This window comes from Serratia proteamaculans, assembly GCF_004684015.1.
GTDB lineage: Bacteria > Pseudomonadota > Gammaproteobacteria > Enterobacterales > Enterobacteriaceae > Serratia > Serratia proteamaculans_F.
The window spans coordinates 330,983-356,735 of sequence record NZ_SRIA01000010.1 but is presented as its reverse complement, the minus strand read 5'-3'; the positions used below and the strand labels follow the sequence as shown (position 1 = coordinate 356,735).

Genomic DNA, 25,753 nt, shown 5'->3' with positions numbered 1-25,753 from the left:
TTAATGCGCAATTGATTCGATTGTTTTATTATCCCTACCCGAAAGCAGGTTAATAAATTGAAACAGTTCTGCAGGCTTATTCCTTCTGCACGGATAAATCTTACTCAATATTACTTTCGTACTCTGCATAACAACGCTTTTATATGATAAATCGCAGTGACGTCCGCACGATAAATATCAACAATTCCGCAACCAACAAGCTTTAAATATAACCAATCCGGCTTATTTATATGATGAATGATTAAGCATTTTTATCCGCTAGCCACTTAACTAGTTAACCCACGTTATTAGCTGGATATTCATAATAAATAACTTAAAAACAATAAGTTAATCATGATTTAACTTTAAAACGTAATGTGATCTACGTCACTAAAACCGCTTAATCCGGGTTTTTAGCTAGATCCAAACCCACGCTTAAAATATATTGCTCGACTTGCTGATAACGGCAGCGTTTTATCTGGTTACAGATTGTTCATACCAGATAAACTCTGAAACATTGATGAGAGCGCGTTCAGCACAAAATTTTACACAAGCGCGCAACATATGCATGAAAAACCAATATAAAAGCAGTTAGCCGCACACATTACGCATTTGAGAGCATGATCACGGTTGTTTCTACTGTAAATCGTTATCTTGCCGCCAACGAAAATCGGCAGGCAATGACCTTCCGGCTGTAGTACCGATACGATGCCCTCTGCAGGCTAAATATCATTTGATTAATTATCCGGCACCGCTGCCAAGGGTAATTAGCCGATTAAATAACCAGGGGGACGCCAACACTCCCCGCAAGCAACATCTGATTCTTACCGATGCCGCCATCTGATATTGCGTCATTCGGATTTAACCTTAAGTTTTGCCTTTAATTTTAAATTAGCGTGTTCACTTCGGAGATATTTATGGACACTACACAGACCGGCACTATTGCTTCTGCGGCTTCTGGCTCTACCAGTACCTGGCGTAAAACCGACACCATGTGGATGTTGGGCCTGTACGGCACCGCGATTGGCGCGGGCGTTTTGTTCCTGCCAATCAACGCCGGTATCGGTGGTTTGATCCCCCTGATTATCATGGCCATCATTGCGTTCCCGATGACCTTCTTTGCCCACCGTGGCCTGTGCCGCTTCGTTCTCTCCGGTAAAAATGCCGGTGAAGACATCACCGAAGTGGTTGAAGAACACTTTGGTATCAGCGCCGGTAAGCTGATCACCCTGCTCTACTTCTTTGCCATCTACCCAATCCTGTTGGTGTACAGCGTCGCCATCACCAACACCGTCGACAGCTTTATTACCCACCAATTGGGTATGACCTCACCGCCACGTGCCATTCTGTCGCTGATCCTGATTGTCGGCCTGATGACTATCGTGCGCTTCGGCGAGCAGGCTATCGTGAAAACCATGAGTATCCTGGTGTTCCCGTTTGTCGCCGTATTGATGCTGCTGGCTGTGTACCTGATCCCGAACTGGACCACTGCCATCTTCGACAACGTTTCTCTGTCCGGCGCAGGCACGGGTATGGGTCATGGTCTGGTTATCACCCTCTGGCTGGCGATCCCGGTAATGGTGTTCTCCTTTAACCACTCACCGATCATCTCCGCCTTTGCCGTAGCCAAGCGTGAAGAATACGGTCAGGAAGAAGCCGAGAAGAAATGCTCACGCATTCTGGGCTTCGCTCACATCATGATGGTGTTGACCGTGATGTTCTTCGTGTTCAGTTGCGTGCTGAGCCTGTCACCAGAAAACCTGGCTGAAGCCAAGGCGCAGAACATCTCCATTCTGTCTTACCTGGCTAACCACTTTAACAACCCGATGATCGCCTACATCGCGCCGGTTATCGCCTTTATCGCAATCACCAAATCGTTCCTCGGTCACTACCTGGGCGCACGTGAAGGCTTTAACGGTCTGATTGCCAAGTCGATGAAGAGCCGCGGCAAAACCATCAGCACCAACAAGCTGAACCGCATCACCGCGCTGTTTATGCTGGTGACCACCTGGATTGTTGCGACCCTGAACCCAAGCATCCTCGGCATGATCGAGAACATGGGTGGCCCAATCATCGCCATGCTGCTGTTCCTGATGCCGATGTACGCTATCCGTAAAGTGCCGGCCATGCGCAAATACAGCGGCCACATCAGCAACGTGTTCGTGGTAGTGATGGGCCTGATCGCCATCTCCGCAATCCTGTACAGCTTCTAATCAAGACCAGCCGGCGCGACCCTGCGCCGGCTTCTCTGCACGGCCCCCTTTCCTGCATTAACGCCTAACACCTGAAGAAGGAGGCGAGACCATGGTCAGCGTTTTCGATATTTTCAAAATTGGTATTGGCCCATCCAGCTCTCACACCGTCGGCCCGATGAAAGCCGGCAAGCTGTTTGTCGATGAATTGATTGCCAGTCAGCAGTTATTGGATACCACTCGCGTGGTGGTGGACGTCTACGGTTCGCTGTCACTGACCGGCAAAGGTCACCACACCGATATCGCGATTATTATGGGCCTGGCGGGCAACCTGCCGCACGACGTTGATATCGACGGTATCGCCGGTTTTATCCGCGACGTTGAGCAACGCGGCCGCCTGCTGCTGGCCAAGGGCCACCACGAAGTGGATTTCCCGCTGCAAACCAGCATGAATTTCAACAGCGATAATCTGCCGCTGCATGAAAACGGCATGCGCATCAGCGCCTTCGCCGGTGAACAACTGTTACACAGCAAAACCTATTACTCGACCGGCGGCGGTTTTATCGTCGATGAAGAAAACTTCGGCCTGGCCGCAGCAAACCCGGTTCAGGTGCCCTTCCCGTTCAACTCGGCGCGAGACTTGCAGCAACACTGCAAAGACGCCGGTCTGTCACTGTCTGGCCTGGTGATGCAAAACGAATTGGCGCTGCACAGCAAGGCAGAAATTGACGCGCACTTCGCCGACGTCTGGCAGGTGATGCGCGCCGGTATCGAACGCGGTATGAACACCGAGGGTCTGTTGCCTGGCCCGATGAAGGTTCAGCGCCGTGCCGCTGCCCTGCGCCGCCTGCTGGTCACTGGCGACAAGAATAATATCGACCCAATGAACGTGGTCGACTGGATCAACATGTTCGCCTTCGCCGTTAACGAAGAAAATGCCGCCGGTGGACGTGTGGTCACCGCTCCGACCAACGGCGCCTGTGGCATTATCCCCGCGGTCCTGGCCTATTACGACCAGTTTATTCGCCCGGTCAACCCCAATTCCTACAGCCGTTATTTCCTGACGTCCGGCGTGATCGGGGCGCTGTACAAGATGAACGCTTCAATCTCCGGTGCCGAAGTTGGCTGCCAGGGCGAGGTGGGTGTTGCCTGCTCAATGGCCGCAGCAGGGTTGGCAGAATTGATGGGCGGCAGCCCGGCACAGGTGTGTATCGCGGCGGAGATCGCCATGGAGCACCACCTGGGGCTGACCTGCGATCCGCTGGCCGGTCAGGTTCAGGTGCCCTGTATCGAGCGTAACGCGATTTCCGCGGTGAAGGCAGTCAATGCCGCACGTATGGCGTTGCGTCGCACCAGCGAGCCGCGCGTGTGCCTGGATAAGGTGATCGAAACCATGTATGAAACGGGCAAAGATATGAACGCCAAATACCGCGAGACATCGCAAGGTGGCTTGGCGATCAAGGTAGTGGCCTGTAACTGATAAAAAAGAGGGCGCAATCATCAATGACTGCGCCCTCCTGTTAAAGCTTATTGCTGTTGTCCTTAACCGAACACACTACCGAACCACTGGGTCAGCTTCATCATCACCATGTCCCAGATACGGCTGAAGAAGTTACCTTCTTTCACTTCCTGCATCGCCACCAGCGGGTATTGCTCAATGGTTTTACCGTCGAGCTGGAAATCAATGGTGCCGACCACCTGATTTTTTGCCAACGGGGCTTCCAGCGTCGGCTGGTTCAGCTTATAACTGGCCTTCAGGTTTTTCATCTGCCCTTTCGGGATAGTGACGGCGGCATCTTTCGCTACGCCCAATGGCACTTCGCCGACGTCGCCAAACCACACTTTCTGGGTCACAAACGGCTTGTCAGTTTTGATTGGCGTGGCGGTTTCGTAGAAGCGGAAACCCCAGGTCAGCAGCTTTTCGCTTTCACTAAAGCGGATACGGTCGCTTGGCGCGCCCAGCACCACCGAGATCAAACGCATTGGGCCGTCGGTAGCAGAGGCCACCAGGTTATGCCCGGCGCCACCGGTATAGCCGGTTTTGATGCCATCGACGCTCAGGTTGGTGCTCCACAACAGACGGTTGCGGTTAACCTGGCGAATTTTATTGAAGGTGAACTCTTTTTCTTTGTGCAGCGCATACTCATCCGGCACATCGCGGATCAGCGCCTGGCCGAGCAGCGCCATATCGCGTGCGGTACTGTACTGCCCTTCCGCATCCAGGCCGTGCACCGTCAGGAAATGGGTATTCTGCAGGCCCAGGGATTTGGCGTAGTTGTTCATCAAGCCAACAAACGAATCCTGGCTGCCTGCGACGTAATCGGCCAGTGCGATACTGGCATCATTACCCGACTGAATGACGATGCCCTTATTCAGTTCCATCACCGGCACCTGATCGCCCGGTTTGATAAACATCAGCGAGGAGCCGCGCAGCGCCGGGTTGCCGGTCGCCCAGGCGTCCTTACCGACGGTCACCATATCCTCAGGTTTAATCTTGCCGGCCTTGATTGCCTGGCCGATCACATAGCTGGACATGATCTTGGTCAGGCTGGCGGGGTCGAGACGGGTGTCGGCATTGCCTTCCGCCAGGATCTTACCGCTGTTGTAATCCATCAGCACGTAGGCCTTGGCATCCACCTGCGGAGCCGCCGGTGCTTCGGCCGCCTGAACAACAGGCACAGCCAGCAACAGTATGCTGACGCTAAAAGTTAATTTTTTCAGAGTGGTAGGTAAGTTTCTTTTCATCATGACGTCGCCAGAGTGTCCATTCAAATCATTGAAATAGCGTTAACTTTCAAACATATTCACGTTTTCAGCCAACCAGCGAGAGTGGCCCGGCACGCATTTGCCAACCGCAAACTCCCTGCGGCCCCATGACGGGTGAGCGGCGCACCGAAAATGCCCTTGCTGTGAGTTTATTAGATTCATCTTATTTTTGCAGGGTTTAGCATGAATTTTCATCATTTTTACATAACTGTACGCTGTTACGCGCAATTTGGATGAAAAGCCAGCCATAAGCGTTTTTTTTATACTACTCACCGCTACACGGCTGCACATCTAAACTGCTGCACATCTGCGCCTCCATACGTCCAAATCAGATTAATATATTCCAAAAATGCATATTGAACGGTTATTTGTTCTTTTTAATACACTTATTAGCAGCGCTATCATCCAGGTAACGGCTTTTAAACCGCATTATTCTGGAGACAACCCATGGCCATACCGCATTCCGTCATCGATATGATCGGCAACACCCCGATGTTGGAACTGACCCAGTTCGATACCGGCCCCTGCCGGCTGTTCGTCAAGCTGGAGAATCAAAACCCCGGCGGCTCAATCAAGGACCGGGTGGCACTATCGATGATCGAACAGGCGGAGCGGGATGGCAGCCTGCAACCAGGCGGTACCATCATTGAAGCTACCGCCGGCAATACCGGCCTGGGGCTGGCGCTGGTGGCAGCCCTGAAGGGATATAAACTGCTGCTGGTGGTGCCGGACAAAATGAGCCGGGAGAAGATTTTCCATTTGCGGGCACTGGGGGTGGAAGTTTTGCTGACCCGCTCCGACGTGGGCAAGGGCCACCCAGCTTACTATCAAGACTACGCCAAACGCCTGGCGAGTGAGATACCCGGTGCGTTCTATATCGATCAGTTTAACAACCCGGCCAACCCGGCGGCCCATGCCCGCACCACCGCCCCGGAACTGTGGCAACAGATGGACCATCAGGTGGACGCTATCGTGGTCGGCGTCGGTTCCGGTGGCACGCTGGGCGGTCTTAGCCACTATTTCGCCGAAGTGTCGCCGCAGACCGAATTCGTGCTGGCTGACCCCGCCGGTTCAATTCTGGCGGATTATCTTGATAACGGCCAGATCGGTGAGGCCGGCAGTTGGCTGGTAGAAGGCATTGGTGAGGATTTCGTCCCGCCGTTAAGCGACTTCAACCAGGTGCGCAACGCCTACCGTATCGGTGATGCCGAGGCCTTTACCACCGCACGTGACCTGCTGCGCAAAGAAGGCGTGCTGGCCGGTTCGTCCACCGGCACCCTGTTGGCCGCCGCGCTGCGCTATTGCCAGGCGCAGACAGAACCCAAACGGGTGGTCACCTTCGTGTGCGACAGCGGCAACAAATACCTGTCTAAAATGTATAACGATCACTGGATGCTGGAACAGGGCCTGCTAAGCAAGCCGCAGCATGGCGATCTGCGCGATCTGATCGCCTACAGCCATGACGAAGGCGCTGCAGTGTCGGTGGCATCGGAAGATACTCTGGCTATCGTCCATGCCCGCATGCAGCTGTATGACATTTCGCAGTTGCCGGTGTTGGAGGGCGATCGGGTGATCGGCCTGATCGACGAATGGGATCTGCTGAATGCCGTGCAGGCGGACGCCAAACATTTCAGCCTGCCGGCCTCCCACGCCATGACCCATGCGGTCAAAACCTTGCAAAAAGAAGCCAGCTATCAGGATTTGCTCGCCACCTTCAACCACGGCCACGTGGCGGTGGTGCTCGACGGTGAGCGCTTCCTCGGTCTGATTACCCGCACAGACGTGCTTAACGCCTGGCGCCAAAAATTACGTTAATAAGGATGATTGTATGACCAAGTTTGATACGTTGACCGTTCACGCCGGTTATACCCCGGACGCTACCGGCGCAGTGATGCCGGCCATTTACGCCACTTCCACCTACGCCCAACCGGCGCCGGGAGAGCATACCGGCTATGAATATTCGCGCAGTGCCAACCCGACGCGCACCGCGCTGGAGAGCGCCATCGCCGAACTGGAAGGCGGCAGCCGCGGTTACGCCTTTGCCTCTGGCCTGGCGGCCTGTTCGACGGTGCTGGAACTGCTCGATCAGGGCAGCCACCTGGTGGCGGTTGACGATCTGTACGGCGGGACCTATCGCCTGCTGGAAAAGGTACGTAGCCGCACTGCCGGTCTGCGGGTTACCTATGTTTCTCCGGCGGACATTGCCGCACTGGAGCAGGCGATCGAGCCGGATACCAAAATGATCTGGGTGGAAACGCCGACCAACCCACTGCTGAAACTGGCGGATCTGAGCGCCATCGCGGCGATCGCCAAAAAACACGGTTTAATCAGCGTGGCGGACAACACCTTCGCCTCACCTTATATTCAACGTCCGCTGGAACTCGGCTTTGACGTGGTAGTGCATTCCGCCACCAAATATCTCAATGGCCATTCCGACGTGGTGGCCGGTGTGGCTGCGGTTGGGAATAACCCGGAACTGGCCGAACAGCTGGGTTTCCTGCAAAACGCGGTAGGTGGCATTCTCGATCCGTTCAGCAGCTTCCTGACGCTACGCGGTATCCGCACCCTGGCATTGCGCATGGAGCGCCACAGTAACAGCGCCTTGCGCATCGCCCAATGGCTGGAAAGCCAGCCGCAGGTAGAAGAAGTCTACTATCCGGGCCTGCCGAGCCATCCGCAGCATGGGTTGGCGACAAAGCAGATGAGCCGCTTTGGCGGCATGATTTCGGTGCGTCTGAAAGGTGATGATGCCTTTGCCCGCCGGGTGATCAAACGGTCAAAACTGTTCACCCTGGCAGAAAGCCTGGGCGGTGTGGAAAGTCTGATCAGCCAGCCGTTCAGCATGACCCATGCGTCGATCCCGCTGGAGCAGCGGCTGAAGACCGGCATCACGCCACAGTTACTGCGTCTGTCAGTGGGTATTGAAGATGCGGAAGATCTGATCGCCGATCTGCAGCAAGCGCTGGCAGAATAATCACGGATTGATCAAGCAGCAAAAGTTTCCACAACAATGGCATCCTCAGCATCAATGGGGGTGCTATTTTCCTGTTCCTCTTCATCTCCGACAAAAACCGGACCGCTATAAAGGCGAATGATCAGCATCGTTTACTCCTGAATGGTCAGTGCATTGCCCTATAGTTACCACCCGTCAGAGACGCGAGCCAATATTGTTGCGCTCTAAGTTATGCAAAGATTCAACAAAGCGTCGCAAAACCGTCATCAAAGTTTCTTATGCTCTGCGCAATTTCGTCGCCACGACTGGCTGACGACTTACTCTATCCACTATTCTGTATACACCCCTATTTCCCTCCCTGCCTGCCGGAGAAATACTGATGGATTTAGCCTTATTCGACCTGGATGAAACCCTGATTGATGATGACAGCGCCAGCCTGTGGATGCGCTGGTTAGTCACCGAAGGGTTTGCGCCGGCGGAACTGGAACAGCAGGAACAGCAACTGATGCAGCTCTATTATCAGGGCAAGCTGTCGATGGAGGATTACATGCAGGCCACGCTGGCGCCGTTGGCCGGCCTGAGCCCCCAGACGGTGGCCGGGTGGGTGCAGCGTTATATTCGCCGCGATATTCTGCCACGTGTCTACCCTGCCGCCCGTGAACGCCTGTTATGGCACCGTGAGCGCGGCGACTGCATTCTGGTTATTTCCGCCACCGGCGAACATCTGGTCGCGCCGATTGCCGCACACTTGGGTGCCGACGACGCACTGGCGATTGGCGTCGAAGTGCAAGACGGCCGCTTCACCGGTAACACCTACGGCACCATGACTTACCAACAGGGCAAGGTGACGCGCCTGAAGAAGTGGCTGGCTGAACACCCGGAGTTAAGCTTTGAACACAGCCATGGTTACAGCGACTCCCTCAACGACAAGGCGATGCTGGAGTATGTCGACAGCGCTACGGTGATCAACCCGGACACTGAACTCGCCGCACTGGCGGTGGAACAAGGTTGGGAAATCTGTCGTTGGGAGCGCTAAATGGCAATCCGGTCGGCAAAAAATGCCTTCCGGTGTGACAACAGCTCAATTGTGGCGTACGAATAACAGCTTAGTTAATTCACCCGTATAAAGAGGCGTTCTATGCTGACCATTTGGGGTCGTGAAAATTCGAACAACGTCAGGAAAGTGCTGTGGTGTGCTGCAGAGCTGGAGCTGAACTACAGCCATATCAATGCCGGTGGCGCATTTGGCAAGGTGAACGATGAACTCTACCGTTCATTGAACCCGAACGGCCTGGTACCGCTGTTGCAGGACGATGACTTTGTGCTGTGGGAATCCAACACCATAGTGCGCTATCTGGCGGCAAAGTTTGGCAGTGAGCCATTCTATCCGCAGGATCTGCAGGCCCGCGCCAGCGCGGAAAAATGGATGGACTGGACCACCTCCACCATTGTCAGCCACTTTAGCGTGGTGTTCTGGGGCCTGGTGCGTACCAAGCCGGAACTGCGCGACATGGCCAAGATTGAAGCGGCGATCGCCGCGCTGGAAAAGCACTTCGACATCGTGGAAGAAACCCTGGGCCGCCAACCTTATCTTTCCGGCGAGTCGTTCGGCATCGGTGACATCCCGCTCGGCAGCTTTGCATACGCCTGGTTCTCAATGCCGATTGAGCGCCAACCTCGCCCGAACATGGAGCGCTGGTACCAGCAGTTAACCACGCGCCCCGCCTATCAGCGCGGTGTGATGAGTGAATTGACCTGATGTTCTCGGGGTGGTTTTTACGACGCCCCGACCTTAAGCAGCTGACCGTTACTCTCATCGGTCAGCAGATAAAGATAACCATCCGGCCCGATGCGCACTTCACGAATGCGTTCACCAAGATCTGCCAGTAGCCGTTCTTCAGCCACAATTTTGTCACCGTCCAGCGTTAAACGAATCAGCTCTTTCTGCGCCAGTGCGCCAATAAACAGTGAATATTGCCAGGCGGGGAAACGCTTTGAGTCATAGAAAGCCATACCGCTGATACCTGGTGACACCGGCCAGTAATGCAGCGGCGGTTCGGTACCGGCCACCTTCTGCCCCTTGGCTTCCGGAATTGCCAGCCCGGAGTAATTGATGCCAAAGGTAGCAATCGGCCAACCGTAATTTTTCCCTGCCTGAGGAATATTGATCTCATCACCGCCGCGCGGACCGTGCTCATGCTCCCAGATTGCGCCACTCCAGGGATTCAGCGCCAAACCCTGTGGATTACGCTGACCATAAGACCAGATTTCCGCCCGCTTTCCGCTCTGGCCGACAAACGGATTATCCGGCGGCACTGCCCCTTCGGCGGTTAACCGCACGATCTTACCCTGCAATTTGTCCAGATCCTGCGCCGTCGGGCGCTGGTTATTTTCGCCCAGCGCGATAAACAGATAACCCTGACGATCGAACGCCAGTTTGCCACCAAAGTGATTACCGACCGACAGTTTCGGTTGCTGACGGAAAATCACCCTGAAATTTTCCAGGCGCCGGTTGTCGGCGCTTAGCCGGCCATAGCCCACTGCCGTCCCCGCTTTCCCGTCTTTCCCCGCTTCGGCAAAGCTGAGATAAACCCGTCGGCTGTCGGCAAAGTCCGGTGCCAACAGCACTTCCAGCAGCCCTCCTTGCCCCTGGGCATACACTTGGGGCACGCCACTAATCGGTGCAGACACCCCCTGATCCTGCTGCCACAAGCGCAGGCGGCCCGGTCGTTCAGTGATTAATATTCCCCGTTCGCCAGGCAAAAACGCCAATGACCACGGGTGCTCCAATTTATCCTGTAATTGAGTCACCGTCGGCGCTGCATGCAGCAGCCCGCTCAATAACAGTAAAGCGGTCATCACGGTCAATCGGGACATGGCATCCTCCTGGCTAAAAACTGACCTGCTTAGTGTAGTCCAGTTGGCTGGTTTCAACGTTTGTTTTAAATTTCAATATGTTGCCTTTTCCACGGACTGTGCTTAAGTTAAGGGTTCACCAAGGAGGAAACATGAGCATCACCGTTACCGAAATACCTGACGAAGAAACCCTCAACGTGATCCGTTTGGGGCTGCGAGCCCATAATAGTCCGTATATTGACCCTACCCAACGCAAACCCCTTGCCGTGTATAGCCAGGATGAAGCCGGTCGGGTGGTCGCAGGCCTGACAGGCGAGACCTGGGGCAACTGGTTGAGCGTTGAATGGTTGTGGGTGGATGATTCGCAGCGCGGCAGTGGGTTAGGTCGCAAGGTGGTGCTGGCGGCGGAACAGGAAGCCAGGGCGCGGGGTTGTCGTTATGTTCGCCTGGATACCTTCAGCTTTCAGGCGCGGCCTTTCTACGAGAAACTCGGTTACCAGCTACAGATGACGCTGCAGAATTACCCGGTGGAACACGAGTTTTACTTTCTCACCAAAACTCTTATTGAATAGCAGGTGGCTTGATGGAAACCACAACCATGGTTGTGAACTGCGTGGCATACAAGGCCGGTCAACGGCTGGGCGAAGTGACCATTGATGATATCAGCGAGGTGGTCAAACAGCCGGACACCTTCGTCTGGCTCGGATTGTGGCAGCCGGAAGACGCCTTTATGCGCAAAGTGCAGGAGGAGTTTGGACTGCACGATCTGGCGATTGAGGATGCACTTTGTGCCCACCAACGGCCCAAACTGGAAGCCTACGGCGATTCACTGTTTATCGTGGTCAAAACTGCGCAGTGGGGTCAGGACGAAGTCGAGTACGGCGAAACCCACTTCTTTGTTGGCAAAAACTTTCTGGTCACGGTGCGTCACGGCGATTCGCCCAGCTATGCGCCGATCCGCCTCAAGGCCGAGGAAAACCACAAACAGATGTGCCGCGGGCCGGGCTTTGCCTTGTATTCGGTGATGGACTTTGTGGTAGATAACTACCGTACCGTGGTGGCGAAGTTTGAGACAGAGATCGAAGCCATCGAAGCCAACATGTTCAAGTCCGAGTTTGATCAGGCCGCCATTGAAAACGTCTATACCCTACGGCGCCACCTGCTGGCGTTGCGTAATGCCGCGATGCCGATGGACGAGATCTGCAATCAGCTGATTCGCCTGCATGAAGAGGTGATCCCGAAAGAGCTGCGCGCCTACGTGCGAGATGTGCAAGACCATGCGCGCCAGGTGGTCAGCACTATCGACGATATGCGAGAAATGCTGACTAACGCCATGCACGTCAACCTGGCACTGGTCACGGTAAAACAGAACGAAGTGGTCAAACGACTGGCGGGCTGGGGGGCAATTTTGGCGATCCCTACGGTAATATTCAGCCTGTATGGCATGAACTTCGCCAATATGCCTGAGCTGAAATTCCCCTGGGCCTACCACACCATCCTCGGGGTGACCGCCGTCGGCTGCTTCTTCCTGTATCAAAAACTGAAGAGATCCGGCTGGCTGTAGCGGGCAAAGGGGCTGCCTTGTCACAGCCCCATTATTACTTATTATTCCGGCTGCACCTGTGGCTGCGGGCTTGGCCGGGTCAGCAGGCTGCCAATCAGAAAAGCCGCGCCGCCCGCCAACAGACCACCGTAGATCGGGCTGTTGGCCTCAATGCCATGGTAATACATCAGCGCCAATACGCTCAGACTGCCGGTCAGCATGCTGGCGATAGCACCGGTGCTGGTAGCACGTTGCCAGAAAATCGCACCGATCAGCGGGATCAACATACCGCCCACCAACAGGTTATAAGCCAACGTTAGCGCCATCATCACGTCGCGCACCACAAACGCCAGCCCCAGCATAATGCAGCCCATGACCAAGGTTGTGAAACGCCCGGCCGCCAGTCCGCCGGAAGGCCTCTTGCGGACAGCCGGTAATACATCTTCCAGCGCGATGGTTGAAGAGGCTAACAGGCAGGCGCTGGCCGTCGACATCAGCGCCGCCAACGCCGCAGCCGCCACCAGCCCGCTCACGCCCGGCGGCAGCACCGCCTGAGCAATGGCGGCAAAAGCGCCGTCGGTATTGGTCAGTTGCGGCAGCACCAACTTGCCGGCCATGCCAATCAGAGCGCCGGTCACGCCATACAGCACGCAGTACACCCCTGCCCCCAACCCGGCGTAGCGAGCAATATTGGTGCTACGGGCGGTAAATACCCGCTGCCAGATATCCTGACCGATCAGAATGCCAAAGAAGTAGATCAGGAAGAACACCAGAATGGTATCGAGCCCGATCGACGACAGTTGGTAGTAGCTGTCCGGCAACAGCTGACTGAACGCCGCCCAGCCACCGGCCTTGACGATGCTCATCGGCATCAACACCAGCATCATGCCGACGGTCATGATAATGAACTGAATGATGTCGGTTAGCGTCAACGACCACATGCCACCCAGCGTGGAGTAAAGCACCACCAAACCGCCACCGAGTAGAATCGAAGCGGTGAACGACAAATCAAACATTACTTGCATCACGCTGCCGATGGCGATAATCGAGGTCACCGCCACCATCAGGTCGTAAGCCAACATAATCGCACCGCTGGTGACCCTGGCGGCCGGATGATAACGCCGCGCCAGCACCTGGCTGACGGTATAGAGCTTTAGTTTGAGCAGCGGTTTGGCCAACACCATGCTCAACACCACAATCCCCGCCCCCAGCGCACCGCACAGCCACACGCCCGAGATCCCGTAGGTGTAACCCAGCTTGACGCTGCCGATGGTCGACGCGCCGCCAAGCACTACAGCGGACAGCGTGCCCAGGTACAAACAGGGCCCCAGATTGCGACCGGCCACCAAATAATCTTCCTTGGTGGTGGCCCGGCGAACGCCAAGCCAACCCACCGCCCCTATCACCAAAAAGTAAAACACCACTACCAGCAGGTCGAGATTCATCGGTCACTCCGCATGCTTGTTATTATTCGGTATCAGGCGCAACGGCTCCGCCGATCAGGTTATTGCCGTCGCCTTAACGCTCAGGCAGGACACACAGCATTTCAAACAACAGGTTAGCCGCCAGTAGCGCGGTGTTGCCGGAACGATCGTAAGGCGGCGAAACCTCCACTACGTCGCTGCCGACCAGATTCAACCCCCGGCAGCCTCTGACAATTTCCAGCCCCTGCCAGACTGACAGCCCACCGACCTCCGGCGTGCCGGTACCCGGTGCAAATGCCGGATCCAGACCGTCGATGTCGAAACTGAGATAAACCGGCGCATTGCCCATCTGCTCGCGCACTTCCGCCATCAGCGGTGCCAACGAGCGGTACCAACAGGCCTCTGCCTGTACCACGCGGAACCCCTGCTTGCGCGACCAATCGAAATCATCGGCCTCATAGCCACTGCCGCGCAGGCCAATCTGAATGACCCGTTGTGGCTGCAATAGCCCTTCTTCAAAAGCGCGGCGGAAAGTCGTGCCATGCGCCAACTTTTCACCAAACATCTCTTCGTTGGTGTCTGAGTGAGCATCTACGTGAATCAAGCCGACCGGGCCATATCGGCTGGCCATGGCGCGCAGGACAGGCAACGTCAGCGTGTGGTCGCCCCCCAGCGTCAGTGGAATGCAACCGTGGGCCAGAATGCCGTTGTAGGCTAACTCAATGCGGCGAACGCTGTCTTCCAGGCTGTAAGGATTGATGGCGACATCCCCCAGGTCGGCAACCTGCAGCCGTTCAAAAGGGGCGGCAGCGGTGCCCATGTTGTAAGGGCGGATCATCACCGATTCCTGACGGATTTGCCGCGGTCCATAGCGCGTGCCGCTGCGGTTTGAGGTACCAATATCGAGAGGAATACCGACGAAAGCCGCATTCAGCCCCCGAGCATCGTCGGCGACGGGCAGACGCATCATGGTGGGGATACCGGCAAAACGCGGCATATCATTACCGCTTTGAGGTTGGTTCAACATGGGCTTTCCTTGTTCGGGTGGCGGATAATTTCAACATTTAGATAACAATTACAGGCTACCCGCCCCCTGACAGGGCTACCATTCCATCTTTGGGATGTAAGCATTGAAAACACCGATGATTGGTAACCACTTGAACCATTGGATTTTATTTGGCATTCGTGACATAAAAAGACAGATTCACGGCCGCCAGCTTTATTCTGGATGTGTTATAAAATGGTTAATAACGCGTTATTAATGCGGAGGAACGGATGCTCACCAACCTAAGCGATATTGATCTGCGACTGCTGCGGGTATTCGTCGCCGTCGCCGAAGCCCAGGGCGTCAGCGCGGCCCAGGAAACGTTGCTGATGAACCAGTCGACCATCAGCACCCATCTCGCCACCCTGGAGACCCGGCTGGGATTTCGCCTCTGTCAGCGCGGCCGTTCCGGTTTTATGCTGACGCCGAAAGGCGAACGCATGCTGATCGCCTGCCGCACCCTGTTCAACGCCGCTCGTGATTTTACCCGCGTCAGTCAGTCCCTGAACGGCCTGCTGACCGGGGATTTGCAAATTGGCCTGGTAGATAACCTGGTGTCGCTGCCGGGCAATCCCTTCAGCCATGCCATCAAACAGTTTCAACGCCGACATCAGGATGTGCAGTTGCAGTGCCGCATTTGCGCCCCCGGAGAAATAGAACAGGGGCTGCTGAATCAGCAGCTCGATTTGGGCATCGGTTATTTCGGTCAGCAGTTGGACGAGTTGCAGTATCAGCCCTGGATAGCAGAGACGCAGGCGGTGTATTGCAGTAGCGATCACCCGCTGTTTACGCTGGAGCAACCGGAGCGTGAACAGATTGAAAATGCACGCTGGGTTAAACGCGGCTATTTGTTGGCACAGCAACTTTGTCCGCTGGCGCCGTTAACCCTCGGCGCCGTCGCCCATCATATGGAAGGGGTGGCTCATTTGGTGCTCAGCGGCGAGTATCTCGGTTACCTGCCCACCCATTACGCTGCGCGTTGGGTAGAACAAGGCGTCCTGAAACAGTTGGGGGGGCAAGCGCTGTCTTATCAGGCGGCATTGAGTCTGGTGACCCGGCCGGGGTTGCCGAAGGAGGCATTGAGCGCATTGCTGGAGGATTTGCAGCGCGCCGGAGAGATTTCAGCCGCTATGGCGTTGATGTAGCCCCTGCAAGCAACATAAGAAATGCCCCGCACTTGGCAGGGCATGTTCTAAACGCTTAATTGACCGGCATACGCGCCGGATCCGGATACTGATATTCAAACCCCAGTTCATTGCAGATACGGCTGCCGTCCACCAGACGACCGCCCTGCTCCGTCTCGGCGGCAAACTGCGGCGGCGACAGATTTAATTGTTCGGCCAGCGCCGGATAGAACTCACGCTTGGTGGGATGGGCCGGGGCGCACAGGTTATATACGTGGCCGCCTTTCGGCAGTTTCAGCAACAGTTGGATCGCACCGATCACGTCGTCCTGATGCACCAGATTGACCCCTTGCGAACCGCCTTTGACATCGACTTTGCCCGCCAGGAAACGCCCAGGGTGGCGATCGCCCCCCACCAGTCCCGCCAGACGCAAAATATCCACCGAGGTGTTCGGCAGTTCATGCAGCCAACGCTCCAGCTCTGCCAGCACCAGGCCGGAAGGTGAAACCGGCTTCAACGGCGAGTCTTCGCGTACCGTGCCGGTGGTTTCCCCGTACACCGAGGTTGAACTGGTAAACAGAATGCGCGGCACACCAAAGGCCATCGCGCTGTCCACCAGCATGCGCACCGCATTAAAATAGTTTTCGCTGCCTTCGACGGTGCGGCGGGCCGGGAGTGTCACCACCAGCGCATCGACGCGCAGCAGCGCCTCCAGATCCTCAGGTTCGCAAATCAGTTCCGGCGTCAGTTCCAGCTGATAGCATTCAATCCCGCTCATCCGTGCGGCCTCGACGCCATCCGGCGTGGTTTTACTGCCAACGACGTCAAACCCACGGCTCATCAGCGACAGAGCCAGCGGCATCCCCAACCAACCCAGGCCAATAATGGCTACCTTTTTCATCAGCTTCCTCTCTTGAAGACTGCAACGCTTTGCCCATTAAGGCTACGCCAGTCGGCGTAGTGATTCAATCCAAGTGACTGCTCCCCGCCGTAAACGGCGAGGCTTCCCACTTCTCAGGCCGCAACCGTCGATATGACAGATTTACGCTGGCCTCCATGGGCAGAAACGACGAGTCCCGCCGCCTGTAAATCCGTTATGCCCTTGCGCTGGATATTAATGGCCGCGTTAATATCGCGGTCATGTTCAACGCCACAGGCCGGGCATGGCCAGATACGTTTATTCAGCGGCATTTCCGCCATTTTATAACCGCAACAATGACAGGTTTTAGAGCTGGCAAACCATTGATCAATTTTCACCAGATGTTTGCCGGCCTGCTCCGCTTTGTATTCCAGTTTCATCACGAACCCAAACCACGACGCATCCGCAATGTGCCGCGCCAGCTTGTGATTTTTCATCATGTTTGCTGCTTTCAGTGTCTCAACAATGACCGCTTGGTTTTCGTCAACCAGTGTACGAGACAATTTATGCTGGAAGTCAGCACGGCCATTCGCCACATGCTCGTGGCATTTCGCTACCTGTAAACGCGCTTTTGCCCGGTTTGCACTGCCTTTTATTTTCCGGGATAGCGCTTTTTGTTTGCGCCGCAGATTAAGGCTGGCGCGTACCAGATGTCGTGGGTTGGCTGTTTTTTTGCCATTAGACTGAATGAGGTAATGGGTCAGCCCCAAATCACAACCGGTTACGCGGGTTATCAGTGCGGGTTTGGCTGGCGCGGCCAGTCCATCGTCACAGAGTATTGCGGCGTAATATTTTCCTGTCGCGCCACGGCTGACGGTGATACTGGACACCTTACCGATAATATCGCGATGAATAACCGCTTTAATCGGTGTCATTTTTGGCAACTGGATCGCATCGGTTAACACTTTGCCGTTGGGGTGATAACTGGATTGTTTGTCATGCTTGCGCTGAAAGATGGGGAAACGAGCACGTCGCTTGAAAAAGTGTCCAAAAGCGGTATCAAGATTAATCACCGCCTGCTGTAACGCCAGTGAGTCATAGTCTTTCAGCCAGTGGTAACGGCGGGACCTTTTTCCTACCGCCAGTAATGGTTTCAGGTCACGTTTAATACTGACTGATACGCCGTGTCTCTGGTACCTATGACGACTGATATACAGAGCTTTATTGTACACAAAACGCACCGCGCCGAACTGAGCATTCAAGAATGCCTCCTGTTCGGTAGTCGGGTACAGGCGTACTTTAGTGGCTCTTTTCATCATGGACGCTCACCGATAATAAGCTTGTACTGTATGACCTTAGGAAGCATTTGACCAGAAAATGTGCATCACTATAAATTGACCGGTTATCTTCGTCGTCGCCATTGGGTCAGCAAATGAGTTGTCCATTCTGGTCGCGCTTTTATTTCACCTGTAGAGCTGGCGGTACAATAATCGAAACACTGAAAACCTATGTATCATCGCAGAACACACCTGATGAGCTCCCCTTATATCTCCGTCCGATTGTGCGAGGGTTTACGGGGAAAATGCTAAGCTTAGGTAAAGACGCGTCTGGCTAATAATTCATACTGTTGCAATAAATTAAATTTATGACGATAAAAAAGAGTTGCGTGAAAGACGGCGGATAGTTTAGGTTAATTAGCAATTGAGTTTGTAGCGACTTTATACAGAGAAAACACCATGACACGCATTCAGTTCAGCCATCATCACCATCACCCTGACTAGTCTTTCAGGCGATGAGTGCTGGAAGACAGTTTTCTAATCTTCCAGTGGCGCGCAGAATGCAAGAGAGAGCCCTCGGAAGATTTCTTCCGAGGGTTTTTTTTTGCTCCGGACAGACAGAAAAAATAATTTTCATAATAAATTCATAAAATTACAGATTAAACAGAGGTTACCATGCTGGATAAAACACGTTTACGGATAGCAATGCAGAAATCGGGCCGCCTGAGTGATGAGTCTCAGGAGTTGCTGGCGCGCTGCGGTATCAAAATCAACCTGCAGCAACAACGCCTGATCGCCTTCGCGGAGAATATGCCGATCGATATCCTACGTGTCCGTGATGACGACATCCCGGGCCTGGTGATGGACGGCGTGGTCGACCTGGGGATTATCGGTGAGAACGTGCTGGAAGAAGAGCTGCTGACCCGTCGTGCCCAGGGCGAAGACCCGCGCTATTTCACCCTGCGCCGTCTGGACTTCGGCGGTTGTCGCCTGTCGCTGGCCACCTCGCTCGACAGTGAATACACCGGCCCGCAAAGCCTGCAAGACGCCCGCATCGCCACCTCTTACCCGCACCTGCTCAAACAATACCTCGACAAACAGGGTGTACGTTTTAAATCCTGCCTGCTCAACGGTTCGGTAGAAGTCGCCCCACGTGCCGGTTTGGCCGACGCCATCTGTGACCTGGTCTCCACCGGTGCCACGCTGGAAGCCAACGGGTTGCGTGAAGTGGAAGTCATCTACCGTTCGAAAGCCTGCCTGATCCAGCGCGACGGCGAAATGCCGGAAGCCAAACAGCAATTGATCGACCGTCTGATGACCCGTATTCAGGGCGTGATCCAGGCGCGTGAATCCAAGTACATCATGCTGCACGCGCCAAGCGAACGTCTGGACGAAATCGTCGCGCTGCTGCCGGGTGCCGAACGCCCGACCATTCTGCCATTGGCCGGGGCACAGAACCGCGTAGCCATGCACATGGTCAGTAGCGAAACCCTGTTCTGGGAAACCATGGAAAAACTCAAAGCGCTCGGTGCCAGTTCAATTCTGGTGTTGCCAATTGAGAAGATGATGGAGTAACGCCATGTCGAACTTCAATACTCTGGTCAACTGGGCAGACTGCAGCGCCGAACAGCGCACGGCACTGCTGATGCGTCCGGCGATCTCCGCCTCAGACAGCATCACCCGCACGGTGAGCGAAATCCTCGACAACGTGAAGGCCACTGGCGATCAGGCGCTGCGTGATTACAGCGCCAAATTTGATAAAACCGAGGTTGGCGCACTGCGCGTCACCGCCGAGCAAATAAAAGCTGCCAGCGCCCGCCTGGGTGATGAGATCAAGCAGGCGATGGCCGTGGCTGTCGCCAATGTGGAGACTTTCCACAATGCGCAACAGTTGCCGCCGGTTGATGTGGAAACCCAGCCGGGCGTGCGTTGCCAGCAGGTGACCCGTCCGATCGACTCGGTGGGCCTGTATATTCCCGGCGGCTCCGCGCCGCTGTTTTCTACCGTATTGATGCTGGCAACACCGGCACGTATCGCAGGTTGCCGCCGCGTAGTGCTGTGTTCACCACCGCCTATTGCCGATGAGATTCTGTATGCCGCGCAACTGTGCGGAGTGGAAGAGGTGTTTCAGGTTGGCGGTGCACAGGCGATCGCCGCTATGGCGTTCGGTACCGACTCCGTACCGCGCGTGGCGAAAATCTTCGGGCCGGGCAATGCCTTTGTCACCGAAGCCAAACGCCAAATCAGCCAACGACTGGACGGCGCGGCCATCGATATGCCGGCAGGTCCTTCCGAAGTGCTGGTGATCGCCGACGCCGGTGCCACTCCGGCCTTCGTCGCCTCGGATCTGCTGTCGCAGGCAGAGCACGGCCCGGACTCGCAGGTGATTTTACTGACGCCGGACGCCGCGATGGCGCAGGCGGTACGCGATGCCGTAGAACAGCAACTGGCACAGTTACCACGCGCCGAAACTGCGCGTCAGGCGCTGGCCAGTAGCCGACTGATTGTCACCAAAGATTTGGCTGAATGCGTGGCCATCAGCAATCAGTACGGCCCGGAACACCTGATCATTCAGACCCGCGACGCCCGTGCTCTGGTCGACAGCATCACCAGCGCCGGTTCGGTATTCCTTGGCGACTGGTCACCGGAGTCTGCCGGTGACTATGCGTCCGGCACCAACCACGTGCTGCCAACCTACGGTTATACCGCCACCTGTTCCAGCCTGGGCCTGGCGGACTTCCAAAAGCGCATGACGGTGCAGGAACTGACGCCGCAGGGCTTTATGAACCTGGCCGCCACCATTGAAACCCTGGCCGCCGCCGAGCAGTTGATTGCCCACAAAAACGCCGTGACCCTGCGCGTTGCCGCCCTGAAGGAGCAAGCATGAGCATTGAAAATCTGGCCCGTGCCAACGTTCGCGACCTGACCCCTTATCAGTCGGCACGCCGCCTGGGTGGCAACGGCGACGTGTGGCTGAACGCCAACGAATACCCGATCGCCCCTGAGTTCCAACTGACCGCTCAAACCTTTAACCGTTACCCGGAATGCCAACCGGCACGGGTGATCGAACGCTACGCCGAGTACGCCGGGGTTAAAAAGGAGCAGGTGCTGGTCAGCCGTGGGGCAGACGAAGGTATTGAATTGCTGATCCGCGCATTCTGCGAGCAGGGCAAAGACGCCATCCTGTTCTGCCCGCCGACCTATGGCATGTATGCCGTCAGCGCCGAAACCTTTGGCGTGGAGCGTCGTACCGTGGCGGCCAAACAGGACTGGCAGCTGGATTTGCCGGCTATCGCCGACAGCCTGGACAACGTGAAACTGATTTACGTCTGCAGCCCCAACAACCCGACGGGTAACCTGATCGATGCCAACGATCTGCGCAGCCTGCTGGAGATGACCAAGGGCAAGGCGATCGTTGCGATCGATGAGGCCTATATTGAATTCTGCCCACAGGCAAGCGTCGCCGGCTGGCTGAATGACTACCCGCACCTGGCTATCTTGCGCACCCTGTCCAAGGCCTTTGCACTGGCTGGGCTACGCTGCGGTTTTACTCTCGGCAACGAAGACTTGATCGCTCTGCTGCTGAAGGTGATTGCCCCTTACCCGCTCTCCACTCCGGTCGCCGATATCGCCGCCCAGGCGCTCAGCACCGAGGGGATCCGCATCATGCACCAACGGGTTACCGAGATTGCCGCCAACCGCAGCTGGTTGCAGCAGGCACTGCAAAACTGTGCCTGCGTTGAACAGGTTTTCACCAGCGACAGCAATTACCTGCTGGCACGATTCACGGCCTCCAGTAATGTGTTTAAAACCTTGTGGGATCAGGGCATCATCTTAAGAGACCAAAATAAACAACCGGGGTTATCCGGCTGCCTGCGCATCACCATAGGCACCCGTGAAGAATGCCAGCGCGTGGTTGATGCGCTGTCTGCCCTGCCCGGTGCAACCAAGACTCGCCAGGAGCCAATGTGAGCCAGAAATTCCTCTTTATTGACCGTGACGGCACGCTGATTGCTGAACCACCAGAAGATTTCCAGGTCGACCGCCTGGATAAACTGGCGCTGGAGCCGGACGTGATCCCTTGCCTGCTGGAGTTGCAGCAGGCGGGCTATCAACTGGTGATGATCACCAATCAGGATGGTCTCGGCACCGCCAGTTTCCCACAGGAAACCTTCGACCCGCCGCATAACCTGATGATGCAGATCCTCAGCTCACAGGGTATTCATTTTGAAGATATTCTGATCTGCCCGCACCTGCCGGCGGACAACTGTGACTGTCGCAAGCCAAAGACCGCGCTGGTCAAAGGCTATCTGGAACCCGGCGTGATGGATACCGTTCACAGCTACGTGATCGGCGATCGTCCGACCGACGTGCAACTGGCTGAGAATATGGGTATTCAGGGACTGCGTTATCAGCGTGGTTCCCTGGGCTGGAAAGAAATTACCCGCCAACTGACCCAGCGCGATCGCCATGCCCAGGTTAACCGCGTGACCAAAGAAACGCAGATTGACGTCAACGTCTGGCTGGATCGCGAAGGCGGCAGCAAGATCAAGACCGGCGTCGGCTTCTTCGATCACATGCTGGATCAGATCGCCACCCACGGCGGCTTCCGCATGGATATCAACGTCAAAGGCGATCTGTATATCGACGATCACCACACGGTGGAAGACACCGGCCTGGCGCTGGGCGAAGCACTGAACAAGGCACTGGGCGACAAACGCGGCATCGCACGTTTCGGTTTTGTGTTGCCGATGGACGAGTGCCTGGCGCGCTGTGCGCTGGATATCTCCGGCCGTCCACACCTGGAATACAAAGCGGAATTCAACTATCAGCGCGTCGGCGATCTGAGCACTGAAATGGTCGAACACTTCTTCCGTTCGCTGTCCTACACCATGGGCTGCACCCTGCACCTGAAAACCAAGGGCAAAAACGACCACCACCGTGTCGAAAGCCTGTTCAAAGTGTTTGGCCGCACGCTGCGCCAGGCGATCCGCGTTGAGGGCAACACCCTCCCGAGCTCGAAAGGAGTGCTGTGATGGACGTGGTGATTCTGGACACCGGCTGCGCCAACCTGGCCTCCGTCACCTACGCGGTGCAGCGTTTGGGCTACCGCCCGGAAGTGAGCCGTGACCCGGAGATTGTCCTGCGCGCCGACAAGCTGTTCCTGCCGGGCGTCGGCACCGCACAGGCGGCGATGGACCAGTTGGAACAACGCGAACTGATTGAGCTGATCAAGGCCTGCACCCAACCGGTGCTGGGGATTTGCCTCGGTATGCAGTTGCTGGCAAAAAGCAGTGAAGAGAACGGTGGCATCGACACGCTGGGCATTATCGATACCCCGGTCACCCAGATGACCGACTTTGGCCTGCCGTTGCCGCACATGGGCTGGAATCAGGTGTCTGCCCAGGCGGGCCATCACCTGTTCCGCGGCATCGAAGACGGTGCCTACTTCTACTTCGTTCACAGCTATGCGATGCCGATATGCCCAAGCACCATCGCCCAGGCGAATTACGGCGAGCCCTTCACCGCCGCCGTACAAAAAGACAATTTCTTCGGCGTGCAGTTTCATCCAGAGCGATCTGGCGCGGCCGGTGCGCAACTGTTGAAAAACTTTCTGGAGATGTAGGCAGCATGATTATTCCGGCTTTGGATTTGATCGACGGCAACGTGGTGCGTTTGCATCAGGGCGATTACGGCCAGCAGCGCGACTACGGCAACGATCCGCTGTTACGCCTGCAGGACTATCAGCAACAGGGCGCGCAGGTTCTGCATCTGGTCGATCTGACCGGTGCCAAAGATCCGTCCGCGCGCCAGATCCCACTGCTGCGCAAGCTGCTGGCAGGGGTTAACGTACCGGTACAGGTTGGCGGCGGCATTCGCAATGAGCAGGATGTCGCTGCCCTGCTGGAGGCCGGTGCGACCCGCGTGGTGATCGGCTCCACCGCGGTAAAACAGCCGCAGTTGGTACAGGGCTGGTTCGAACGCTACGGCGCGGACGCCATGGTACTGGCACTGGACGTGCGCATTGACGCAGACGGCACCAAACGCGTGGCGATCAGCGGTTGGCAGGAAAACTCCGATGCCACACTGGAACAGGTGGTTGAGCAGTTCTTGCCTTATGGCCTCAAGCACGTGCTGTGCACCGATATTTCTCGTGACGGGACATTGGCCGGTTCCAACGTGGCGCTGTATCAGGAAATCAGCCAACGCTATCCGCAGGTAGCCTTTCAGGCTTCTGGCGGTATCGGTAATCTGGATGATATCGCCCAGTTGCGCGGCAGTGGCGTTGAGGGTGTGATTGTGGGGCGTGCCCTGCTGGAAGGTAAGTTTAGCGTTGAGGAGGCGATCGCATGCTGGCAAAACGGATAATCCCGTGCCTGGATGTTAAAGACGGGCAGGTAGTGAAAGGCGTGCAGTTCCGCAACCATGAAATTATCGGCGACATCGTGCCGCTGGCGCAACGCTATGCGCAGGAAGGCGCGGACGAACTGGTGTTTTACGATATCACCGCGTCAAGCGACGGCCGGGTGGTAGATAAAAGCTGGGTATCACGCGTGGCTGAGGTGATCGACATCCCCTTCTGCGTCGCCGGTGGAATTAAAAGCCCGGAAGACGCCAGCCAGATCCTGTCTTTCGGCGCCGACAAGATTTCCATCAACTCCCCGGCGCTGGCCGACCCGGCGCTGATTAGCCGCCTGGCGGATCGCTTTGGCGTGCAGTGCATTGTGGTGGGTATTGATACCTGGTTCGAAGCCGAAACCGGCAAGTACCACGTTAACCAGTACACCGGCGACGAAAGCCGCACCCGCGTCACCGAGTGGGAAACCCTGGATTGGGTGAAAGAAGTGCAGAAGCGCGGCGCCGGCGAGATTGTGCTGAACATGATGAATCAGGACGGCGTACGTAACGGTTACGATTTGGAACAGCTGCGCCTGGTGCGCGAAGTGTGCAAAGTGCCATTGATCGCCTCCGGCGGTGCAGGCACCATGGAGCACTTCCTGGAAGCCTTCCGCGATGCCGATGTCGACGGCGCACTGGCCGCTTCGGTGTTCCACAAACAAATCATTAATATCGGTGACCTGAAAAGGTTCTTGTCCGAACAAGGTGTGGAGATCCGACTGTGTTAACAGAACAACAAAGAAACCAGCTGGACTGGGAAAAAACGGACCACTTGCTGCCGGTAATCGTCCAGCATGCCGTATCCGGCGAAGTGCTGATGCTCGGCTATATGAATCAGGAAGCGCTGGCCGTGACCGAACAGAGCGGTAAGGTCACCTTTTTCTCACGCACCAAACAGCGCCTGTGGACCAAGGGCGAAAGCTCTGGCCACTTCCTCAACGTAGTCAGCATCACCCCGGACTGCGACAACGATACGCTGTTGATTCTGGCTAATCCGATTGGCCCCACCTGCCACCTGGGTAATACCAGTTGCTTCCACCCGGCCAGCAGCGATTGGGGTTTTCTGTATCAGTTGGAACAACTGCTGGCAGAACGCAAGACGGCCAGCCCCGACAGCTCTTACACCGCCAGCCTGTACGCCAGTGGCACCAAACGCATCGCACAAAAAGTGGGTGAAGAAGGCGTGGAAACGGCACTGGCCGCTACGGTGAACGACCGCGAAGAATTGACCAACGAAGCTTCCGATCTGATTTATCACCTGTTGGTGCTGCTGCAGGATCAGGACTTGGACTTGAGCAAAGTGATTGGCCGGTTGCGCGAACGGCACCAGAAATAA

At 55.9% G+C, this 25,753-nt stretch carries 24 protein-coding genes and 1 other annotated feature; of the genes, 18 read left to right on the top strand and 6 right to left on the bottom strand.

The genetic code is table 11. From position 1 onward, the window contains the following. The first annotated feature begins 896 nt into the window (after nucleotides 1-896). On the top strand, nucleotides 897-2,192 hold the full coding sequence (locus tag E5C26_RS08295; RefSeq protein ID WP_135315862.1) for an HAAAP family serine/threonine permease: 1,296 nt from the start codon (nucleotides 897-899) through the stop codon (nucleotides 2,190-2,192). A gap of 91 nt (nucleotides 2,193-2,283) precedes the next feature. Then, a complete protein-coding gene (locus E5C26_RS08290) occupies nucleotides 2,284-3,651 on the top strand; it encodes an L-serine ammonia-lyase (RefSeq protein ID WP_135315861.1) in 1,368 nt (455 codons plus the stop codon). A gap of 62 nt (nucleotides 3,652-3,713) precedes the next feature. Here E5C26_RS08290 and E5C26_RS08285 read toward each other — a convergent pair whose 3' ends face one another. Beyond that, nucleotides 3,714-4,919, bottom strand: coding sequence for a serine hydrolase (locus tag E5C26_RS08285; RefSeq protein WP_167796629.1), 1,206 nt, complete (start codon nucleotides 4,917-4,919; stop codon nucleotides 3,714-3,716). 465 nt (nucleotides 4,920-5,384) lie between these two features. Here E5C26_RS08285 and E5C26_RS08280 point away from each other — a divergent pair, with 465 nt between their 5' ends. The 4 genes from E5C26_RS08280 (at nucleotide 5,385) to E5C26_RS08265 (ending at nucleotide 9,649) form a co-directional block, all read left to right on the top strand. Then, the gene (locus E5C26_RS08280; protein WP_135315859.1) at nucleotides 5,385-6,752 is read left to right on the top strand and encodes a pyridoxal-phosphate dependent enzyme; all 1,368 of its coding nucleotides are present in this window, start codon (nucleotides 5,385-5,387) and stop codon (nucleotides 6,750-6,752) included. 13 nt (nucleotides 6,753-6,765) lie between these two features. After that, the gene (locus E5C26_RS08275) at nucleotides 6,766-7,911 is read left to right on the top strand and encodes a trans-sulfuration enzyme family protein (protein ID WP_135315858.1); all 1,146 of its coding nucleotides are present in this window, start codon (nucleotides 6,766-6,768) and stop codon (nucleotides 7,909-7,911) included. Nucleotides 7,912-8,269: 358 nt separating this feature from the next. Beyond that, on the top strand, nucleotides 8,270-8,926 hold the full coding sequence (locus E5C26_RS08270; protein ID WP_135315857.1) for an HAD family hydrolase: 657 nt from the start codon (nucleotides 8,270-8,272) through the stop codon (nucleotides 8,924-8,926). A gap of 102 nt (nucleotides 8,927-9,028) precedes the next feature. Continuing rightward, nucleotides 9,029-9,649: a glutathione S-transferase family protein gene (locus E5C26_RS08265; RefSeq protein WP_135315856.1), complete on the top strand. Its 621-nt coding sequence runs from the start codon at nucleotides 9,029-9,031 to the stop codon at nucleotides 9,647-9,649. A gap of 17 nt (nucleotides 9,650-9,666) precedes the next feature. On the opposite strand, the gene E5C26_RS08260 is transcribed toward E5C26_RS08265, so the two are convergent. Further along, on the bottom strand, nucleotides 9,667-10,767 hold the full coding sequence (locus E5C26_RS08260) for a PQQ-dependent sugar dehydrogenase (protein WP_135315855.1): 1,101 nt from the start codon (nucleotides 10,765-10,767) through the stop codon (nucleotides 9,667-9,669). 131 nt (nucleotides 10,768-10,898) lie between these two features. On the opposite strand from E5C26_RS08260, the gene E5C26_RS08255 reads away from it, so the two are divergent. Next, a complete protein-coding gene (locus E5C26_RS08255) occupies nucleotides 10,899-11,318 on the top strand; it encodes a GNAT family N-acetyltransferase (protein ID WP_135315854.1) in 420 nt (139 codons plus the stop codon). 11 nt (nucleotides 11,319-11,329) lie between these two features. Next, nucleotides 11,330-12,310 carry a magnesium/cobalt transporter CorA gene (gene corA / locus E5C26_RS08250; RefSeq protein ID WP_135315853.1) on the top strand — a complete coding sequence of 327 codons (981 nt, stop codon included), beginning with the start codon at nucleotides 11,330-11,332 and terminating at the stop codon, nucleotides 12,308-12,310. Between the two features lie 41 nt (nucleotides 12,311-12,351). Here the strand turns inward: corA and E5C26_RS08245 are convergent, their stop codons facing one another. Continuing rightward, the gene (locus tag E5C26_RS08245) at nucleotides 12,352-13,734 is read right to left on the bottom strand and encodes a sodium:solute symporter (protein WP_135315852.1); all 1,383 of its coding nucleotides are present in this window, start codon (nucleotides 13,732-13,734) and stop codon (nucleotides 12,352-12,354) included. 73 nt (nucleotides 13,735-13,807) lie between these two features. Further along, nucleotides 13,808-14,740: an agmatinase gene (gene speB, locus E5C26_RS08240; RefSeq protein WP_135315851.1), complete on the bottom strand. Its 933-nt coding sequence runs from the start codon at nucleotides 14,738-14,740 to the stop codon at nucleotides 13,808-13,810. A 248-nt stretch (nucleotides 14,741-14,988) separates the two neighbouring features. Here speB and E5C26_RS08235 point away from each other — a divergent pair, with 248 nt between their 5' ends. Continuing rightward, nucleotides 14,989-15,903, top strand: coding sequence for a LysR family transcriptional regulator (locus E5C26_RS08235; protein WP_135315850.1), 915 nt, complete (start codon nucleotides 14,989-14,991; stop codon nucleotides 15,901-15,903). Between the two features lie 55 nt (nucleotides 15,904-15,958). On the opposite strand, the gene E5C26_RS08230 is transcribed toward E5C26_RS08235, so the two are convergent. Both E5C26_RS08230 and E5C26_RS08225 read right to left on the bottom strand, forming a co-directional pair. Continuing rightward, nucleotides 15,959-16,783, bottom strand: coding sequence for an SDR family oxidoreductase (locus tag E5C26_RS08230; protein ID WP_112362346.1), 825 nt, complete (start codon nucleotides 16,781-16,783; stop codon nucleotides 15,959-15,961). 113 nt (nucleotides 16,784-16,896) lie between these two features. Next, complete coding sequence (locus E5C26_RS08225) at nucleotides 16,897-18,057, bottom strand: RNA-guided endonuclease InsQ/TnpB family protein (RefSeq protein WP_135315975.1); 1,161 nt, start codon at nucleotides 18,055-18,057, stop codon at nucleotides 16,897-16,899. Nucleotides 18,058-18,477: 420 nt separating this feature from the next. Here E5C26_RS08225 and hisL point away from each other — a divergent pair, with 420 nt between their 5' ends. The 9 genes from hisL (at nucleotide 18,478) to hisIE (ending at nucleotide 25,753) form a co-directional block, all read left to right on the top strand. Then, the gene (hisL, locus tag E5C26_RS24975; protein ID WP_135315974.1) at nucleotides 18,478-18,522 is read left to right on the top strand and encodes a his operon leader peptide; all 45 of its coding nucleotides are present in this window, start codon (nucleotides 18,478-18,480) and stop codon (nucleotides 18,520-18,522) included. After that, nucleotides 18,498-18,624 (top strand) — a sequence feature (His leader region). It overlaps the preceding gene by 25 nt. Before the next feature lie 69 nt (nucleotides 18,625-18,693). Continuing rightward, complete coding sequence (hisG, locus tag E5C26_RS08210) at nucleotides 18,694-19,593, top strand: ATP phosphoribosyltransferase (protein ID WP_012006049.1); 900 nt, start codon at nucleotides 18,694-18,696, stop codon at nucleotides 19,591-19,593. Nucleotides 19,594-19,597: 4 nt separating this feature from the next. Beyond that, a complete protein-coding gene (gene hisD / locus E5C26_RS08205) occupies nucleotides 19,598-20,905 on the top strand; it encodes a histidinol dehydrogenase (RefSeq protein WP_135315849.1) in 1,308 nt (435 codons plus the stop codon). Further along, a complete protein-coding gene (hisC, locus tag E5C26_RS08200) occupies nucleotides 20,902-21,990 on the top strand; it encodes a histidinol-phosphate transaminase (protein ID WP_135315848.1) in 1,089 nt (362 codons plus the stop codon). The genes hisD and hisC overlap by 4 nt, the downstream gene beginning before the upstream one ends. Further along, entirely contained in the window at nucleotides 21,987-23,054 is a 1,068-nt protein-coding gene (hisB, locus tag E5C26_RS08195) for a bifunctional histidinol-phosphatase/imidazoleglycerol-phosphate dehydratase HisB (protein ID WP_012006046.1), read from the top strand. The genes hisC and hisB overlap by 4 nt, the downstream gene beginning before the upstream one ends. Beyond that, a complete protein-coding gene (hisH, locus tag E5C26_RS08190; protein WP_012006045.1) occupies nucleotides 23,054-23,644 on the top strand; it encodes an imidazole glycerol phosphate synthase subunit HisH in 591 nt (196 codons plus the stop codon). The genes hisB and hisH overlap by 1 nt, the downstream gene beginning before the upstream one ends. Nucleotides 23,645-23,649: 5 nt before the next feature. Next, nucleotides 23,650-24,387, top strand: a complete 738-nt coding sequence (gene hisA, locus E5C26_RS08185; RefSeq protein WP_135315847.1) for a 1-(5-phosphoribosyl)-5-[(5-phosphoribosylamino)methylideneamino]imidazole-4-carboxamide isomerase — start codon at nucleotides 23,650-23,652, stop codon at nucleotides 24,385-24,387. Beyond that, nucleotides 24,369-25,145 carry an imidazole glycerol phosphate synthase subunit HisF gene (gene hisF / locus E5C26_RS08180; protein WP_135315846.1) on the top strand — a complete coding sequence of 259 codons (777 nt, stop codon included), beginning with the start codon at nucleotides 24,369-24,371 and terminating at the stop codon, nucleotides 25,143-25,145. Before hisA ends, hisF begins: the two co-directional genes overlap by 19 nt. Continuing rightward, nucleotides 25,139-25,753: a bifunctional phosphoribosyl-AMP cyclohydrolase/phosphoribosyl-ATP diphosphatase HisIE gene (gene hisIE / locus E5C26_RS08175; protein ID WP_099064152.1), complete on the top strand. Its 615-nt coding sequence runs from the start codon at nucleotides 25,139-25,141 to the stop codon at nucleotides 25,751-25,753. Before hisF ends, hisIE begins: the two co-directional genes overlap by 7 nt.

Bases quoted from the DNA above. Each gene is read 5' to 3' on its own strand.
- hisF (WP_135315846.1), top strand. From the start codon at position 24,369: ATGCTGGCAAAACGGATAATCCCGTGCCTGGATGTTAAAGACGGGCAG.
- E5C26_RS08285 (WP_167796629.1), bottom strand. From the start codon at position 4,919: ATGATGAAAAGAAACTTACCTACCACTCTGAAAAAATTAACTTTTAGC.
- E5C26_RS08235 (WP_135315850.1), top strand. From the start codon at position 14,989: ATGCTCACCAACCTAAGCGATATTGATCTGCGACTGCTGCGGGTATTC.
- E5C26_RS08260 (WP_135315855.1), bottom strand. From the start codon at position 10,767: ATGTCCCGATTGACCGTGATGACCGCTTTACTGTTATTGAGCGGGCTG.
- hisD (WP_135315849.1), top strand. From the start codon at position 19,598: ATGTCGAACTTCAATACTCTGGTCAACTGGGCAGACTGCAGCGCCGAA.
- E5C26_RS08280 (WP_135315859.1), top strand. From the start codon at position 5,385: ATGGCCATACCGCATTCCGTCATCGATATGATCGGCAACACCCCGATG.
- hisG (WP_012006049.1), top strand. From the start codon at position 18,694: ATGCTGGATAAAACACGTTTACGGATAGCAATGCAGAAATCGGGCCGC.
- E5C26_RS08275 (WP_135315858.1), top strand. From the start codon at position 6,766: ATGACCAAGTTTGATACGTTGACCGTTCACGCCGGTTATACCCCGGAC.
- E5C26_RS08230 (WP_112362346.1), bottom strand. From the start codon at position 16,783: ATGAAAAAGGTAGCCATTATTGGCCTGGGTTGGTTGGGGATGCCGCTG.
- E5C26_RS08290 (WP_135315861.1), top strand. From the start codon at position 2,284: ATGGTCAGCGTTTTCGATATTTTCAAAATTGGTATTGGCCCATCCAGC.
- E5C26_RS08225 (WP_135315975.1), bottom strand. From the start codon at position 18,057: ATGAAAAGAGCCACTAAAGTACGCCTGTACCCGACTACCGAACAGGAG.
- E5C26_RS08295 (WP_135315862.1), top strand. From the start codon at position 897: ATGGACACTACACAGACCGGCACTATTGCTTCTGCGGCTTCTGGCTCT.
- hisH (WP_012006045.1), top strand. From the start codon at position 23,054: ATGGACGTGGTGATTCTGGACACCGGCTGCGCCAACCTGGCCTCCGTC.
- E5C26_RS08265 (WP_135315856.1), top strand. From the start codon at position 9,029: ATGCTGACCATTTGGGGTCGTGAAAATTCGAACAACGTCAGGAAAGTG.
- E5C26_RS08245 (WP_135315852.1), bottom strand. From the start codon at position 13,734: ATGAATCTCGACCTGCTGGTAGTGGTGTTTTACTTTTTGGTGATAGGG.
- corA (WP_135315853.1), top strand. From the start codon at position 11,330: ATGGAAACCACAACCATGGTTGTGAACTGCGTGGCATACAAGGCCGGT.
- speB (WP_135315851.1), bottom strand. From the start codon at position 14,740: ATGTTGAACCAACCTCAAAGCGGTAATGATATGCCGCGTTTTGCCGGT.
- hisA (WP_135315847.1), top strand. From the start codon at position 23,650: ATGATTATTCCGGCTTTGGATTTGATCGACGGCAACGTGGTGCGTTTG.
- hisC (WP_135315848.1), top strand. From the start codon at position 20,902: ATGAGCATTGAAAATCTGGCCCGTGCCAACGTTCGCGACCTGACCCCT.
- E5C26_RS08270 (WP_135315857.1), top strand. From the start codon at position 8,270: ATGGATTTAGCCTTATTCGACCTGGATGAAACCCTGATTGATGATGAC.
- E5C26_RS08255 (WP_135315854.1), top strand. From the start codon at position 10,899: ATGAGCATCACCGTTACCGAAATACCTGACGAAGAAACCCTCAACGTG.